At 36.0% G+C, this 17,392-nt stretch carries 15 protein-coding genes and 2 pseudogenes; 2 read left to right on the top strand and 15 right to left on the bottom strand.

The window, feature by feature from the left end:
- Window positions 1-43: 43 nt before the first annotated feature.
- The 6 genes and pseudogenes from pssA to BWD162_RS01550 form a co-directional block, all read right to left on the bottom strand.
- The gene (pssA, locus tag BWD162_RS01575) at window positions 44-883 is read right to left on the bottom strand and encodes a CDP-diacylglycerol--serine O-phosphatidyltransferase (protein WP_078705154.1); all 840 of its coding nucleotides are present in this window, start codon (window positions 881-883) and stop codon (window positions 44-46) included.
- 8 nt (window positions 884-891) lie between these two features.
- On the bottom strand, window positions 892-1,590 hold the full coding sequence (locus tag BWD162_RS01570) for a phosphatidylserine decarboxylase (RefSeq protein ID WP_078705153.1): 699 nt from the start codon (window positions 1,588-1,590) through the stop codon (window positions 892-894).
- A gap of 114 nt (window positions 1,591-1,704) precedes the next feature.
- Window positions 1,705-3,591, bottom strand: a complete 1,887-nt coding sequence (locus BWD162_RS01565; RefSeq protein ID WP_078705152.1) for an ABCB family ABC transporter ATP-binding protein/permease — start codon at window positions 3,589-3,591, stop codon at window positions 1,705-1,707.
- Window positions 3,592-3,715: 124 nt separating this feature from the next.
- A pseudogene (locus BWD162_RS01560) lies at window positions 3,716-4,386 on the bottom strand (DUF421 domain-containing protein).
- A 36-nt stretch (window positions 4,387-4,422) separates the two neighbouring features.
- Window positions 4,423-5,930, bottom strand: a pseudogene (gene cysS, locus BWD162_RS01555) (cysteine--tRNA ligase).
- A 1,165-nt stretch (window positions 5,931-7,095) separates the two neighbouring features.
- Window positions 7,096-8,424: a dihydroorotase gene (locus BWD162_RS01550; RefSeq protein ID WP_078706109.1), complete on the bottom strand. Its 1,329-nt coding sequence runs from the start codon at window positions 8,422-8,424 to the stop codon at window positions 7,096-7,098.
- A 64-nt stretch (window positions 8,425-8,488) separates the two neighbouring features.
- Between BWD162_RS01550 and ygfZ the strand changes: the two genes are divergently transcribed.
- Window positions 8,489-9,355: a CAF17-like 4Fe-4S cluster assembly/insertion protein YgfZ gene (gene ygfZ / locus BWD162_RS01545; RefSeq protein WP_078705151.1), complete on the top strand. Its 867-nt coding sequence runs from the start codon at window positions 8,489-8,491 to the stop codon at window positions 9,353-9,355.
- Window positions 9,355-9,969 carry a YfbR-like 5'-deoxynucleotidase gene (locus BWD162_RS01540; RefSeq protein WP_078705150.1) on the top strand — a complete coding sequence of 205 codons (615 nt, stop codon included), beginning with the start codon at window positions 9,355-9,357 and terminating at the stop codon, window positions 9,967-9,969. Before ygfZ ends, BWD162_RS01540 begins: the two co-directional genes overlap by 1 nt.
- A 473-nt stretch (window positions 9,970-10,442) precedes the next feature.
- Here the strand turns inward: BWD162_RS01540 and panB (BWD162_RS01535) are convergent, their stop codons facing one another.
- The 9 genes from panB (BWD162_RS01535) to BWD162_RS01495 all read right to left on the bottom strand — a co-directional run bounded on the left by panB (BWD162_RS01535) (window position 10,443) and on the right by BWD162_RS01495 (window position 17,337).
- Window positions 10,443-11,258 (bottom strand): 3-methyl-2-oxobutanoate hydroxymethyltransferase, encoded by an 816-nt coding sequence (panB, locus tag BWD162_RS01535; RefSeq protein ID WP_078705149.1) that lies wholly within the window; start codon window positions 11,256-11,258, stop codon window positions 10,443-10,445.
- Between the two features lie 152 nt (window positions 11,259-11,410).
- Window positions 11,411-12,238, bottom strand: a complete 828-nt coding sequence (gene panB / locus BWD162_RS01530; protein WP_078705148.1) for a 3-methyl-2-oxobutanoate hydroxymethyltransferase — start codon at window positions 12,236-12,238, stop codon at window positions 11,411-11,413.
- 11 nt (window positions 12,239-12,249) lie between these two features.
- A complete protein-coding gene (gene panC / locus BWD162_RS01525; RefSeq protein ID WP_078705147.1) occupies window positions 12,250-13,095 on the bottom strand; it encodes a pantoate--beta-alanine ligase in 846 nt (281 codons plus the stop codon).
- Window positions 13,096-13,121: 26 nt separating this feature from the next.
- A complete protein-coding gene (gene recO / locus BWD162_RS01520; RefSeq protein ID WP_078705146.1) occupies window positions 13,122-13,868 on the bottom strand; it encodes a DNA repair protein RecO in 747 nt (248 codons plus the stop codon).
- A gap of 1 nt (window position 13,869) precedes the next feature.
- Entirely contained in the window at window positions 13,870-14,775 is a 906-nt protein-coding gene (era, locus tag BWD162_RS01515) for a GTPase Era (RefSeq protein ID WP_078705145.1), read from the bottom strand.
- Window positions 14,768-15,475: a ribonuclease III gene (gene rnc, locus BWD162_RS01510; RefSeq protein WP_078705144.1), complete on the bottom strand. Its 708-nt coding sequence runs from the start codon at window positions 15,473-15,475 to the stop codon at window positions 14,768-14,770. Before rnc ends, era begins: the two co-directional genes overlap by 8 nt.
- A 9-nt stretch (window positions 15,476-15,484) precedes the next feature.
- Window positions 15,485-16,267 carry a signal peptidase I gene (lepB, locus tag BWD162_RS01505; protein WP_078706108.1) on the bottom strand — a complete coding sequence of 261 codons (783 nt, stop codon included), beginning with the start codon at window positions 16,265-16,267 and terminating at the stop codon, window positions 15,485-15,487.
- Between the two features lie 81 nt (window positions 16,268-16,348).
- Window positions 16,349-16,750 carry a holo-ACP synthase gene (gene acpS / locus BWD162_RS01500; RefSeq protein ID WP_078705143.1) on the bottom strand — a complete coding sequence of 134 codons (402 nt, stop codon included), beginning with the start codon at window positions 16,748-16,750 and terminating at the stop codon, window positions 16,349-16,351.
- A complete protein-coding gene (locus BWD162_RS01495; RefSeq protein ID WP_078705142.1) occupies window positions 16,747-17,337 on the bottom strand; it encodes a DUF2062 domain-containing protein in 591 nt (196 codons plus the stop codon). Before BWD162_RS01495 ends, acpS begins: the two co-directional genes overlap by 4 nt.
- Window positions 17,338-17,392 lie beyond the last annotated feature (55 nt).

Here is a 17,392-nt window from a genome sequence, read left to right as displayed (position 1 = left end):
AACTTCTATAATTTTACTCTGCTTCTTAAAACCAAATAAAATCTTATGATTCCTGGACAGTTTGAACACTCATCTTCTTCGCTTCTAAAGCAGCTCGTTTATTATATGCCAAAGCACTACAAGGTAGAAAAATCATATAACCAACAGCCGTTATCAATAAAGTATACCATGTGTAAGTTGCAAGAAAACCAACATAAATAACAATGACCAGCATACATGGTACAACAATATCGCGCCTTAATTTTTGACCAATTTCTTTTGCATTCCATACCGGTAAGCGGCTCACTAAAAGAAAAGCGACAATCACAGTATACAAGCTAAAAAATAAAGCCCAACCTCTATTGGGTATCAAACCAAGAGCCCCTAAATAAACAGGTAATAAAAGCAATAATGCCCCTGCTGGTGCAGGAACACCAACAAAATAATTCCTCTGCCATCTTGGTATATCAGCATTATCTAATGTGGCATTAAAACGAGCTAACCGCAAACAACAAGCAACACAATACACAAGCGCTGCAACCCAGCCTACTTGATGAACCTGAGCAAGAATAAAAGAATAAATAACAAGAGCAGGAGCAACACCAAAATTAATAACATCAGCAAGTGAATCCATCTGTGCTCCAAAAGATGAACTGCCATCCATCAAACGTGCAACACGACCATCAGCTCCATCTAAAACTGCTGCCAAAAGCACCATTAAAATAGCTGACTCATAGTGATGCTCAAAAGCTAAACGGATACCGCTTATCCCTGCACAAATCGCTAAAATAGTAATAATATTAGGAATAACAAACCGCATCGGCATAGGTGAACGTAACCGATGCGTAATATCGCCACGTTGCTCTTCAGGATCAAATGAAGAAAATAGCGAAAAAATTTTCATGACTCATCCTAATCACGTCTAAAGTCAGTTATCGCAGTAGCATCATCAAAAGAACCTAAGACTGTTTCTCCAGCAATTGCTACCTGACCAACAGCAATGCGCAATTTTATTTCAGAAGGCATATAAACATCAAGACGAGAACCAAAACGTATCAATCCAAAACGTTGCCCAGCAATAACGGCATCATCTTTTTGAGACCAACAAACAATTCGACGTGCAATCAACCCTGCTATCTGTACAACACCAATTTTGCCGTGTTCACTGTCAATCACCACCCCATTACGTTCGTTCAATCGACTGGCTTTATCAAGCTCAGCATTCACAAACTTACCCGGATGATAAACAATAGATTCTATTGTACCGCTCATAGGAATACGATTTACATGACATGAAAAAAGATCCATAAACACAGAAACACATACCATTTCATCGCTCCCCAATCCTAACTCTTCAGGGGGAACACATGATTCAATACACGAAATACGACCATCAGCAGGAGAGACAATCCAATTTGAATTTATAGGCGTGACACGTTCTGGATCACGAAAAAAATATATACACCACACGGTTAAAATAAGACCACACCAAAACAACGGGCTCCATATCCAACCAAGAACGAGTGAAACAACAAAAAATGCTATAATAAAAGGATAACCTTCTTTATGAATTGGGACAAAACTATTACAGATAGATTGAACAATACGCATATAATTTCCTATTCACGAATGATTGAACAATAAATAAACTTCTATTTTCCCCTCTCATCTTTTGTATATTTAATCAATTACTTTATATAAAACCAGATATGATTTCCATGTAGATCATTTCTTACGATTAACAACGCCTAGCTCATCTTCTTCACATATTTTACGTAATTTCTCTTCAGCCTGTGAAGCTTCAAGCTGCTTATTCCACATAGAAGCATATAAACCTTTCTTGCTCAAAAGGTCGGTGTGACTTCCCTTCTCAATAATACGACCATTTTTCAGTACCAAAATTTCATCAGCATTAATAACAGTAGAAAGACGATGAGCAATAATCAATGTTGTACGACCACGGCTTATAATATCCAATGCCCGCTGAATTTCTTGTTCTGTCGTTGTATCAAGAGCCGCAGTTGCTTCATCCAAAATAAGAAGTGGAGGTGCTTTTAAAAGTGTTCGCGCAATTGCCACGCGTTGTTTCTCACCACCAGATAATTTAAGACCTCGTTCACCTACTATGGATTGAAAGCCTTCTGGAAGCATTTCAATAAATTTTAATATCTGTGCCATTTCAGAAGCTTTGTGCATTTCTTCATCTGTTGCACTAGGGCGCCCATAACGAATATTATACGCAATCGTATCATTAAATAAAACTGTATCTTGCGGCACCATACCGATCGCTTCACGTAAACTTTTTTGAGTTACATCACGGATATCCTGCCCGTCAATTGTTATCGATCCTGATTCAACATCATAAAATCGAAAAAGCAATCGAGAGATCGTTGATTTACCAGCGCCTGATGGCCCAACAATTGCAACTGTTTTACCTCCAGAAATTTCAAAATCAATATCTTTGAGAATTGAACGACCGGAATCATAGGAAAATTTCACCTGATTAAACCGAATAGTACCATTGTTCACTACCAATGGTTTAGCATCTGGTTTATCAACAATTTCCTGCTGAACACCTAAAAGATCAAACATAGCTTCAATATCACTTAAACTCTGTCGAACTTCACGATAAATTGAACCAATAAAATTCAACGGAATAGAAAGTTGTATTAAAAGCGCATTAATAAAAACAAAATCTCCTAAAGTTTGTGTCATATGTAAAACTTCATAAGCTGACATTAACATCAGGATTGTCATTCCAATACCAAAAATAAGAGCTTGACCAAAATTAAGCCAACTTAAAGATGTCCAGATTTTTGTTGCAGCTTTTTCATATCCCGCCATAGAAGAATCAAATCGACTTGCTTCTAGAGCTTCATTGCCAAAATATTTGACTGTTTCAAAATTCAAAAGAGAATCAACTGCCCGTGTATTTGCTTCAGTATCAGCCGTATTCATTTCTTCCCGAATACCAATGCGCCAATCGCTCGCCTTGATTGTAAACCAAGTATACAAACCAACCATAACAACAACGATAAGAAAATAATGCCAGCCATAATTTATCAAAAGTACAAACGCTGTTAAAATAAATTCTAGAATGGTTGGCACCGTATTAAGAATCGAGAATCGAACAAGAGCCTCAATTCCCTTTGTACCACGATCAATCACGCGAGAAAGACCACCAGTTCGCCGCTCTAAATGGAAGCGCAAAGATAATCCATGAATATGCACAAAAGTCTTATATGATAATTGACGAATAGCATATTGACCAACAGTTGCAAAAAGAGAATCACGTAACTGGTTTAATCCAGCTTGAATGATGCGTGCAAAATTATATGCCAAAACCAGCATAATAGGCACGAGCAAAATGGATGAAGGCCTTGCAAATAGCTGAAAAAAGTTTACATCAAGCGCATTTGTAGTATATTTAAAAAAATACGGTACAGATATGAGAATAAGTTTGGACAAAATAAGATAAAATATTGCCCATACCACACGCATCTTCAGGTCAGACCTGCCTGATGGCCACATATAGGGCCACAAATTATAAAGGGTGCGTAGAGTTTGGTCTGAATCTACCAAAACGGTTTTTACTTTTTCATTCTGTTTCATAAAGCCTTTAATATCTTTTATTATTCATAAACATGCAAAAAATAATTTTTAAACTGTCCTTCATAGATTATTTACTACCTTTCCTTCACCTCTGAACAATCTATATACTTACGGAAATTTAAGGTTAGACTATTTTCGACAAAGGAACAAGAAACAATCCGCTATAAGATTTACCGTTTTTGTCTGTATTTTCATACCATTCTGCTACGAATAAATCTTCTACTCTTACATGCTTTTTTTCAATTCTGCTTTAAGCCACGTCTTTGATTTATTAATTGCTTTAAGACTTTCTTCGAGAATTTCACCATTTTGTATCACGATGGCAGATTTTTTGCCTTCTTCCTTCTTAATTACAGAAAAATCACCATTAGTTTCCAAACGAATAAAAGCCACCTCATGTAAACTACAGCCTTTAATGCGCAACATGGTAATTAGATCACTTATACTAATGCGCAAACGCTTAATTTCATCTATTTGAAATACACCATCTGAAACTAATATAATATTCCCTCCCGTAATAAGTCGATGAAAAAAAACTGAATGCCGTGCAAAAAAATTAAGAAATGTGATCAAGGTTTGCCAAATAAATAAAACAAGCAATAATTGGATACTACTAATACTCGGATTATAAATAACCCCTCCAATAATGCCCCCCATTACAAAATTACTCACCAAATCAACTGGCGTCATTTGACTGAGATTACCACGACCTGTTGTTCTTAAAATTAATAAAAAAGCGGTAAGCCCTACAGCTAACTTAAGTGCGATATATCCATAAAAGTATAAAAATTCCATCAAACTCTCTCCTTATTTTATGAGAGCTGCTGGGAATTATTGTCGTCTTATCTCCCACGTAGTAATACGCTCTCCAGTCTGCGGATCTCTTTCATCTTTTAATGAGATCCCCCTACTGCAAGCTCATCACGAATTTTATCCGCAGCTTCCCATTCTTTATTATGGATAAGTCGTAGCCTTTCGGCAATGCGCTGATCAATAAATTTTGAATCAAGACATGTCTTTCTAACAAAAAGCGGGCATTCCATTTCTTGAACCCATTCTTGGCGCAATAGCCCAAATAAATCCATACCGCGTGCAAGAGCTATAGCATTTCCTTCTTTATAAAATTTTCGTAAAATAGTAAATGCATTTGAAGTATTAAGGTCATCACTTAATGTATTGATTAAAGATTCATCTATAGATTCATTGCTATTCAAACAATATTTTTCACAACGAAGAAACTCATACCAACGATATAATTCGCTACTGGATTGCGCTAAACGATGAGCTGTCCAATTTAATGGTTCACGATAATGAGTTTGCAACATTGAAAAACGGATAGACAAACCTGCCCATTTTTGTCTTATTTCATTTGTCAAAGCATCATTAAATTCAAGAAAATCACTTTCTAATAGAGAACGAATAGTGATAAAATTATCAAGGCTTTTAGACATTTTTTTGCCTTCAACCTGCAAAAAACCATTATGCATCCAAAAATTAGCCATTCGCTCAGTCCCAAAAGCTGAACAACTTTGTGCAATTTCATTTTCATGATGAGGAAAAAGCAAATCAATACCACCACCATGGATATCAAAAATGTTTGCTGCAGGGTCATCACAATTTAAGCCACCACCATAAGGAGCCAACAGCTTCGCCATTGACATTGCTGAGCATTCAATATGCCAACCCGGGCGCCCTAAACCAGTAATTCCTGCTGGCGATGGCCAACCTGGTTCCCATTCTTGAGAGGGTTTCCATAAAACAAAATCCATTTTCTCCTTTTTATAAATAGCAACATCTATACGTGAGTCTGCCCTCATTTCATCAAGCGATCGTTTTGCAAATTCGCCATAACGGGGATAGTCCCCCATACTGCTGATAGAAAATAATATATGATTTTCTGCTATATAAGCATGTCCTCTTTCAAGAAGTCTTTCAATTAAAAATCGTATTTCTTCCAAATGATCGGTTGCACGTGGTTGGCTAGTTGGTAATAAACAACCAAGCGCTGCTATATCTTTTTGAAATTGATCATATGTACACTCTGTTAATTGACGAATGGCATCATTTAATGCAAGCTCTGGATATTTATGGATTGCTCGTGCATTAATCTTATCATCAACATCCGTAATATTACGAGCATATATCACGTGGTCCTCGCCATAAACATGACGTAATAAACGAAATAAAATATCAAAAACAATTACAGAACGCCCATTACCAATATGAGCATAATCGTAAACTGTCGGACCACAAACATAAAGGCGTACTTTAGTAGCATCAATTGGTATGAAATCTTCTTTTTTGCGCGTAAGCGTGTTATAAAACCGCAGATTTCCCATTAATTATACTCCGTAGTGATATTACTTGGTGTCGCTCCGGCAAAATTTTCTCATATTATGAAGCTAATGAACACTGCTTGAACAAAAATACAGCTATATTGGATTTTTTATTTCCAACATCGAACTATTTGATCCATATAATGCAAAAAATATTAATTAACGATAATTATACAATATATTATATGTACATAATACGTACATAAAGCAATTAAAACAGACTAAGCTGTTTATTAGTTTGATAATGGATAAACAAAACATTTCATTTAGCAAATGATACTGTTTTAAGAATATCTAGTAACATATAAGTCAATTATTTACTTCATCTACAACAAAATAAAATTCAAAATTACCGTATTCTGATATTTTTATAAAATCCTATAACAATCCTGCTTTTCAATGATAACAATCAAATCACTACACAACATCGTTAAGATTTAATAATCGCAGGTATAAAATAATAAATGGAAGCTAATATTGTTTGCCAAATGAGCGCATAATGATCATTATAGTATTTTTTGCAACTCTTTCATGTTACTTTACATTACATTTCCATAAGCCTTACCTAAACTAATGAAGGCTTCATTTTACAATAAATAAAGCTGTGATTTCATACCACATTTTTACTTAAAGAATTTATTTGTCGGTACTATTATATGTCGATAATTCAATACATAAACAAAGGCTGTTTTCTCTTTTTTATTTTTTTAAATGAATATTGAATACCAATAATCAAATATCATGTTTCTTGATCTAAGGAGGAATGAATTCTTAACACGTGACAAATTATCATGATGAAACAGATAAAATAACGCATACTGACAAACTTTTAATTTACTTTACAACAACAATAATTGTTCCAAATGTATTAATTTATAAGTTCATTTTATAGGTACAACTCTGTTTAATAACCAAAGAATAAAAATCTATGTCCATTAAGATATCAAACTAAAGCGTAAACTTTAATGGAATTACAAACGGTATTAAACCAAAAATTGTTTGTAACAACCGCTTTTGATACACTATGTTTATAATATCAACATCCTCCGTAAACATAATCAGCAAAACAAGCCTTAAAGCTGTTTTCACATATGCGTAACAAAGTTGTTATGAGTGTCCTTTTTTACAAAAAACAATCATTCAACAATACATCAAGCTTTTAGTCTTATTATGCTAATGCTTCTATAAATTTAACAGGCTCACCTTGCGAAGGTGTAACAATTTCACCTTCCCACATAACCCGCATTCCACGAATAATTGTCCCAACTGGCCAACCTTTAACTTTTCTGCCATCATAGGGTGTCCACCCTACACGTGAACCAATATGTGCATTGGTTATAATTTCTTCCCGCTTAAGATCAATAATGGTTAAGTCAGCATCATATCCAACTGCAATGCGTCCTTTACAACTTATACCAAAAACGCGACTAGGGCCATGCGAAGTGAGATCAACAAAGCGTTCAAGAGATATCCTCCCCGTATTAACATGAGTCAGCATAATTGCTGCTGTGGTTTGAACACCCGTCATACCTGAAGGTGAAAAAGGATAAGACTTATGCTTTTCTTCAAGCGTATGAGGAGCATGATCTGAACCTAAAACATCAATGATACCTTGTTGAACACCGTACCAAAGACCTTTACTGTGGTGGCTTTCACGAACAGGTGGATTCATCTGGATCAATGTGCCAAGTCTTTGATAATCATCAGAAGTCAAAGTCAAATGATGTTGGGTTACCTCAATCGTTGCTAAATCCTTATGATTTTTCAGAAAATCAACTTCTTCTGCTGTAGAAAGGTGTAATACATGGATGCGCTTTCCCACTTCGCGCGCAATTTTAATTAAACGTTGTGTACATTTCAAAGCAGAAATTTCATCACGCCAAACAAGATGTGATGATACATCTCCCTTAACGCAAAGCATTTTACGTTCATTGAGCCGCTTCTCATCTTCACAATGAAAAGCTGTACGACGACGCGTATTCTTCAAAATTAGACGAACACCTTCATCATCATCTACTAAAAGATCCCCTGTAGAAGACCCCATAAACACTTTAATTCCAGCAGCTCCAGGAAGTCTTTCTAACTCAGCCAATTCATGCGTATTATCATGTGTTCCCCCAATCCAAAACGCAAAATCACAATGCATTCGATGAAATCCACGTTTAACTTTATCAGTCAACATCTCTTCTGTTATCGTTAGTGGATTTGTATTAGGCATTTCAAAAACTGCTGTAACACCTCCTAAAACTGCAGAACGAGAGCCACTTTCTAGATCTTCTTTATGTATGTGACCTGGTTCACGAAAATGGACCTGGCTATCAATGATACCTGGTAAAATATGAAGTCCTGTACAGTCGATCACCTCACTAGCAGATGCACGCGTAAGATCACCAATTTCAGCAATACGGCCATTTGTGACACCAATATCACGTTTGCCATTTCCATCATGATTAACAAGTGTTGCACCTTTAAAAATTGTATCAAATGTTTTAAACACAGCCATACTCCTTACACATCATCTATTTACCGATTATGTAACTCTGAGCAGAAAGGCAAGGACCATGATCGAAAAACAAAACACTATTAGCTTAAAAAACCGCAAAATTATTAAAGTTATAGGTGAAGAAGCAACACATTTTCTACAGGCCTTGATTACAACAAATGTTGAAAAAATCAATCCACAAGAATTCTTTCCTGGTGCTCTTTTATCACCACAAGGAAAAGTGGTCGCTGATTTTTTAATCGGTAAAATAGAGCAAGGTTATATGATTGATATTGCTGCACCTTTAGCTGATATCTTTCAACAACGTCTTATCCTTTATAAATTACATACAAAAGTGGAAATTACACAACCATTACAAAAAGTTATTACAGTTTCTTGGAAAAATGAAATAAATACTTGTGATTTTGATTCAAGTTTTATTGATAAACGATTTCCACAAAAGGAAAAAATGGTACGTTTCTATGGGAAAATACCGTTTCTTGCTCCAGAACATAATGATAATTGGAACCGAATGCGTATCCGTTATGCAATTGCAGAAAGTGGGCAAGACTATGAAATAGGTAAAGTCTTTCCTCATGATATCAATTACGATCAAATCAGTGGATTATCATTCAATAAAGGTTGTTACATCGGACAGGAAGTTGTTTCACGAATGCATCACCGCAAAGCAGTTCGTCGCCGTTTTTTGATAGTAAAAGGCCAGCATAAATTAATGCCAGGATCCACCATTCAAGCAGACACTAAAATACTTGGCGAATTAGGAACATGTGTAGAAAACGAAGCCTTAGCTTTAATGCGTATTGATCATGTTAAAGATGTTATGAACAAACATATTCCGTTTACAATAGAAAATCTTCCTGTAACAATAAGTATCGCTGAAAATATGAACTTCAGCTTTTCTGAAAGCAGCGTGGAAACTAACTAATGGCTAAAGCTGAATTATCACAAGATGGAACAGCACGTGCTTGGCAAAGAATGCTTTCTGGTCGGCGGCTTGATTTACTTAATCCTTCCCCTCTTGACATCGAAATCGAAGATATTGCCCATGGTCTTTCTCGTGTTGCACGTTGGAACGGTCAAACACACGGTGAACATACTTATTCTGTCGCACAACATTCACTTTTAGTGGAACAAATATTTCAGATACTCTTTCCACAATCCCACAATGATGAATGTCTTTTAGCTCTTCTCCATGACGCATCAGAATATGTTATTGGTGATATGATTTCACCTTTTAAAGCTGTTATAGGGAAACAGTATCAACTCGTCGAAAAACGCATACAAGATACCATCTGCATACGCTTTTCTTTACCTGTTAATCCACCTCACAAACTATTAAAAAAAATCAAACAAGCTGATCGTATTGCTGCTTTCTACGAAGCTATCACTCTTGCTGGATTTAGTACAAAAGAAGCCATACGTTATTTTGGTTCTCTAAATAATATTTTACCCGATAAGCTTAATTTGCAATCCTATTCCACACAACAAATTGAAAATGCCTTTTTAACCCGCTTTCGTGATATAAATAGTCAAAGATGATATTCACATTTTTCTAGTCGCTTGTCTTTTGTTTTTACCGGAATAAAATGCAAATATCTTAGCTTATAGTCTCATCAGTTGGATAAATATTAAAATATCTCACGTAACTTTTTATTGCATATTATCTTATTATAATTATATCTTATTTGAATATGTTCTATAAATAGAACAGAATTTGTTTTCCTTCTTATTTTTATTAATCTAAAGATTACCTAATCCATAATCTTTGCTTCTTCTATTATCTGTAGTTTATCTTTACAAAAATGAATATCATTGATTCTTAATTCTCTGCTGCAAATACTTTAAGCTATACTAAAAGATTTCATGATCTTATTAATCAATGAAATATAAATATAATAGTCACATGAAAAACAATTCAAATTCAGTGTAAGCAAGACGTATTTAAAAAAATTCTTTTATCTTAAGCTTCAACAACTAATATATTTTTATAGATTTTTCTCTTAAATTTAATTTTATTTGAGCTTATAAATCTCTGAATCAGACGGAAAAGAACGTGATCTAACATCATCTGCATAATTTCTAATTGCCGTATCCATTGCTTTCTCAAAATCACCATAACGACGTACAAATTTAGGTACCCAAGCCCCGTAACCTAACATATCTTCCATCACTAAGATTTGCCCATCACACTGATTGGATGCACCAATACCAATAGTAGGAACAGAAAGATTTTTTGTGATCTTCACTGCTAATAGTTCTACTACCCCCTCTAATACAACAGCAAAAGCACCTGCTTCCTCAACTGCTGCTGCATCAGCCTCAATCTTTAATCGATCATTTTCAGTGCGCCCTTGTACCTTAAAACTACCGAAACGATTCACCGCTTGTGGTGTAAGGCCAACATGCCCCATAACTGGGATTCCCCGCTGGCATAAAAAATCAATTGTTTCCGCCATATAAATACCACCTTCAAGCTTGACTGCACCACACCCTGTTTCTGCAATAATCCGTGATGCATTTTCAAAAGCATGCTGGGGGCTTCTCTCATAAGAACCAAAAGGCATATCAACCACTACAAGCGCCTTTTGAGAACTACGTACGACCGCTTGTCCGTGTAAAATCATCATGTCCACAGTAACAGGTAGTGTTGTATCAAAACCATGCACAACCATACCAACACTATCACCAACCAAAAGAAAATCACAATATGGATCAGCAACCCGCGCACTATAAGCCTGATAAGCTGTTAGAGCAATAATTGGTTCTTGCCCCTTTTTCGACCGTATTTCAGAAGAAGAAATACGCTTCATAGTTTTATGTGAATCCATTTTTAGTTTCCATATGTAAACTACATTAATCAATAAAGTCTGACTGCACTAAAATTAAGAGTCAGCAATAAAACCGCAAAAATACATAAAAAGCTTTTTTACATGTGATCTCAGTATCAAACATGTTTTTATAGAATCCTTTAAAGTCCAATTTAATGCTTATAAACCTCTGTATCAGCTGGAAAAGTGCGTGATTTAACATCATTTGCATAATTCTTGACTGCTGTATCCACCACTTCCTCAAAAGAACCATACCGACGCACAAATTTAGGCATCCAACTACCATAGCCTAACCAAGTATTATAGCCCAACATATCTTCCATCACTAAAATCTGCCCATCACACTGATTGGACGCACCAACACCGATAGTAGGAATAGAGAGCTTCTCTGTAAGCTTTACTGCTAATGGTTCTACTACCGCCTCCACCATAACAGCAAAAGCCCCTGCTTCTTCAACTGCCAATGCATCAGCTTCAATCTGGAGCCAACTCTTCTCATCGCGCCCTTGTACCTTAAAACCCTCTAAACGAACTGTATGTGGCATGAGACCAATATGACATATAACCGGAATACCGCGTCTATGCAAAAACCTAACCGTTTCAGCCATATGAACACCACCTTCAAGTTTGACTGCACCACACCCTGTTTCTGCAATAATTCGTGATGCATTTCTAAAAGCCTGCTGTGGACTTTCTTCATAAGAACCAAAAGGCATATCAACAACCACAAGCGCTCTTTGAGAACCACGCATAACAGCTTTTCCGTACAAAATCATCATATCTACATCAACAGGTAATGTTGTATCAAACCCATGTACAATCATAGCAACGCTGTCGCTCACTAAAAGAAAGTCGCAATATGGATCAGCAATTCGAGCACTATAAGCCTGGTAAACCATTAAAGAAACGATTGGCTCTTTACCTTTTTTGGACCGTATTTCAGAAGCAGTAATACGATTTATAGTTTTATATGAAGTCATTGTTGTATTTCCTATCGTAAAATATATTGATCAATAAGCCTAACCTCACCAAAGCGGATGCATAGTAATAAAACCGCAGGTTTATTCAGTTTTCTTCTAAACATGCATAAAGTTTCCATGTCTCTTAAATCTATTGACTCAATGATAGCACGCGGTTCTTGTTGCAAAATATCACGGGCAATTTTGTACAGTTTACTAACTGATCGCTCGCCTTGGCTATAAAGCCTTACAACAGCTTCACCGCTTTTAGGAATAATTTTTGCAGCTTTGCGATCTTCTAATGTTAAAAGCTGATTGCGTGAAGAGCTGGCTACACCATCTGCATCACGTAAAATAGGTACACCAACAATTTCAACAGGAAAAGCTAAATCCTTAACCATGCGACGAATAATGAGAAGCTGCTGAAAATCTTTTTCCCCAAAAAAAGCCTTATCTGGCTGCACAATATTAAAAAGCTTCGCAACAACACTGGTCACACCACAAAAATGTCCTGGACGTAATTTTCCTATTAAAACATATGATAATTTTTCTACCTTTACAACTGTCTCATTTCCCAGTGGCCACATCTCTTCTGTAGAAGGTGCAAAAACATATTCAACACCTGCTTTTTTCAACAAAGCACAATCACCTGCAAAATCCCTTGGATACGTATCAAAATCATCATGAGGACCAAATTGCTTCGGATTAACAAAAATAGAAACTAATACTCGATCACACATTACTTTTGCTTGTTGCACCAAAGCAAAATGACCACTATGCAATGCTCCCATAGTTGGAACAAAACCAATCGATAATCCTAAACGTTTTTCCTTTGCTATACATTGTTGTACTTCAGAAATTTTTTTTAAAATTTGCATATTTAAATTATACCCATTTCATAAAATCAGTAAATTGACTTTTTCGTACAAAATCGCCGTTCAAATAAGTTCATTAAATTAACGCGAACCGATGGTTGTTGTATCCTTCTTGGCTCCCAAACATGGCGTGTTAAAAAAAAATTTGTTAAAATAAACCCATTTTTCATATCATTAAAATCAATAGGACGACTGGTTCTTTGTATAAGAAACTGCGGTAAAGGTAAAAGCTTATCTCTCCAAAGGTACCCTGCTTCTTCACACACAGCACGTCCTGATTTTGGTGATACATAATAAAGGTTTTCCTGACAACCTGTTACAACACAACAAGATAAATCAAGGCCAAAACCAAGTTCTTTAAGAAGTCGCATTTCAAAACGTATAAGTAATTCAGCGATAACAAACCATTCATCAAAATTTTGCATAAAAATATGCAACATATCATATAAAATAGGGTGAGGATCACGTTCAGGAAGAAGTCGTAAATGAGAAGCCATCAACTGCAAAGTATACAGTGCTTCTGGTATGAGCATTAATCGTGAAGCATGTAAATCAAGTGCTTCAAGCTTAAATAATCCCAAATGCTCATCCAAACGTGCCCACCATTCAACCTCAACAAAATTTCCAGGCTGAAGAAGAGCTGCCATACTACGGGAACGCCCTCCTTTTACCATTCCCATATAACGACCATGCTGACGTGTCATAATTTCAAGAATAACGCTCGTTTCACCATGCTGGCGTGTGCCAAGAATGATAGCTTGCTCTTTCCATCTCATTTTATTTTAAAAAATCTAATCCCATTTCTTGGTAGCGTTCTGGATTAGTACTCCAATTATCACGCACTTTTACAAAAAGAAAAAGGTGAACCTTTTGTTCCATGATTTCCATTAATTCTTTACGCGCTGCTTGACCAATCGCCTTAATTGTATCACCTCCCGCTCCTAAAACAATTTTTTTCTGACTATCACGCTCTACATAGATAACTTGATTAATTTTAACTGATCCATCTGAACGTTCCTCCCAATTTTCTGTTTCAACTGTAGAGGAATAAGGAATTTCTTCATGGAGACGAAGAAAAAGTTTTTCACGTGTAATTTCAGCAGCAAGTTGACGCATAGGCATATCCGAAACTTGATCTTCTGAATAGTACCATGGCCCTTCTTGCATCATTGTACTTAAATAATGAAGTAAATCCTTACAACCCGAACCATTCAAAGCTGAAATCATGAATGTTTGCAAAAATTTCATTCGTTCATTAATTTTAGCAGTTAATGCTAAAAGAGATGTTCTTGCAACTGTATCAATCTTGTTAAGAACAAGAATTTTATCTTGTTTAACATTTTCTAAAACATTTAACATTGCATCAACTTCGTCTGAAAGACCATTTTGAACATCAATTAAAATTAACAGGATATCAGCACCTCTAGCACCGCTCCAAGCAGTAGAAACCATAGCGTGCTCTAATCGCTTATGAGGACGAAAAACACCTGGAGTATCAATGAGAACAATTTGAGTATTCTCATAAATGACAATACCACGTACCAAAGTTCGTGTTGTTTGCACCTTATGGGTTACAATTGAAATTTTTGTTCCAACCAATTGATTAACTAATGTCGACTTACCGGCATTGGGCACCCCAATGAGCGTAACAAAACCACAGCGTGTTTTGATAACATCATTCATGATCACTTTTCTCTATTGATTGCCATACACCTTCACGTCGTAAAATTTTTTCAGCAGCTATTCTTTCAGCATGTCGTTTAGAGCTGCCTTGTCCAATCTCAGGTGCAAAACCAAAAATTTTTACTTCAACCATAAAAATGGGATCATGATCTGGTCCATAGCGCTTTACAACCCGATATTGCGGCTGTGCACCATCTTGTGTATGAGCCCATTCTTGTAACTCTGTTTTGGCATCACGCCTACCAGCATCCATCTTCCTTGCACGATCGTGCCAATATTTTCGGATGAAAGGTCGTACACACTCCAACTCCCCATCAAGATACATTACAGCAATTAACGCTTCAATGACATCAGCATACATATTAGCTACCCGACGATTCTCTAAGTTTTTCATTTCAAAACCAACATGAATCATATCAGGCAAACCCATTTCTAGTGCGATATCAACACACGTTTGTGTATTCACTAAGCCATTTAAACGTACTGATAATTCACCTTCACTAGCATGTGGAAAAAATTGATACAACATTTCTGCAACCAAAAGCCCAAGAACGCGATCACCTAAAAATTCCAACCGTTCATAATTGCCTTCAGCTAACCCTTGAACACTAGAATGTGTCAATGCTCTTTTTAATCTATCTTCATTCTTAAAGCGATGTCCCGTCAGCTTTTCAAGCTGATCAATGATGTGACGCTTCATCATTAGACCCTACTTAGTCAGTGGAAAATAGTGAATAGTGTTAATAAAAGAAAACAAACGTGCCCAGCGCACATCAAATGGCCAACGCCAAATCTGCCATGCACTTGAACCATTACTTATAGAGAAAAAAATTAAATTTGCTCGACCAACAAGATTTTCTTCTGGAACGTAACCTACACCCAAACGGCTATCATCTGAATTATGACGGTTATCACCCATCATAAAATAATGCCCTGGAGGAACCTCAAAAACTTTTGTGTTATCAACCTGTGGAAAAAAACCTAAATCAAGTGTATTGTAACTTACACCATTAGACATTGTCTCACGATAAACATCCACAGGACGGTTGAGCTCTGTTACGTCAGGATCATCAATCTGCCCCATTAATTGGCGTGAAACAGCTTTATCATTGATATAAAGAACGCCTTGACGAACCTGAACATAATCACCGGGTAATCCAACAACGCGTTTAATATAATCAACATCTGGATTGCTAGGCAAACGAAATACGACAACATCTCCTCGTTCAGGTTGAGATGCCCAAATACGTCCCGAAAAAATAGGAGGAGAAAAAGGAATGGAAAAACGAGAATATCCATATGCATATTTGGAAACAAAAAGATAGTCCCCCACAAGTAAAGTAGGACGCATAGAACCAGAAGGAATTGTAAAGGGTTGAAAAAAAAGCGTGCGAATAAGAATAGCCAAAAATAAAGCCTGAATGAGAACAGAAATCAATTCAAAGACTCCACCTTTCTCTTTCTTTTTTTGTACTTTTTCTTTTTGACTCATCATACACTGCCTTTTCGTTACAAATAAAATTTGTTTTTCATCATAATGCTCAAATAACAAAAGCACAATCTCTTCCACTGTCTATCCACGTGGAAGTGCTTCTATAATAACAACTGCCTGCGCCCAAGGAAAATCATCTGTTATACTGAGATGAATGATAGCGTTATGATGAGAAGGTAATAACTTTTGTAATTGCAGCTGTGCGCAATTTGTTAATTGCATAGTCGGTTTTCCCGACAGTAAATTAACTACCTCCATGTCTTTCCAGCTAACACCACAGGCGATACCTGTCCCTAAAGCTTTAGCACATGCCTCTTTAGCGGCAAATCTTTTAGCATAAGAAAAAGAACTTTTTTGAACATTTTCAGATTTGGCCTGTTCTACATCTGTAAAAATGCGCTGGATAAAATAGTCACCATAACGAACCAACATTTTCTCAATTCGCCTTATATCAACTATATCACTGCCAAGACCTATAATCATAAAACATTACTTGAATTTTTTTGCTGCAAATGCATTCTTTGCATCATCTTCTGATACCTTTTTTGCTGAAAACGAGCTATTGCTTTGTAAACACTTATATAAGACAAACCTCCAAAGATAAAACCTAAAAGAATGCCACCCAAAATCGTTGGTAGCATAATAGAAACCCATGTATTCCCAAAAATTATCCATACCTTCGAAAACGTCAAGTTAATGAATATAGTGCGAATTTGGGAAAGAGAAATTTTACCCACATTTCCAAAAAGTGATAAAAATAGATAGCCTATCTTATAATCAATTATAACAATAGGCAAAAATGTTAATGGATTTGAAAAAACAGTTCCAATAATTGCTGCAGTAAAATTACCGCGTAAAATCCAAGAAAAAAACAGTGCCAAAATAATATGCAATCCGAAAAAGGGTGAACAAGCTGAAAAAATTCCAATAGCTAACCCTAACGCTATTTTATGTGGCGTTTCCGATATGCGCAAAATACGCTTACGCATATAATAAAATGAGCGATGTGACCAAAACCAGAGCCAAATACGCTCTCCAAAATCTACTAATTTTCGATGATGAAAAAACATAAGATACTCATATATATACTATTCGTACAAAACAATCTTTGTTATTCAAATTAAT

Origin of the sequence: Bartonella sp. WD16.2, assembly GCF_002022505.1 — a bacterium.
In the GTDB taxonomy this organism is placed as follows: Bacteria; Pseudomonadota; Alphaproteobacteria; order Rhizobiales; family Rhizobiaceae; genus Bartonella.
This window is presented reverse-complemented; position numbering and strand designations above follow the sequence as displayed.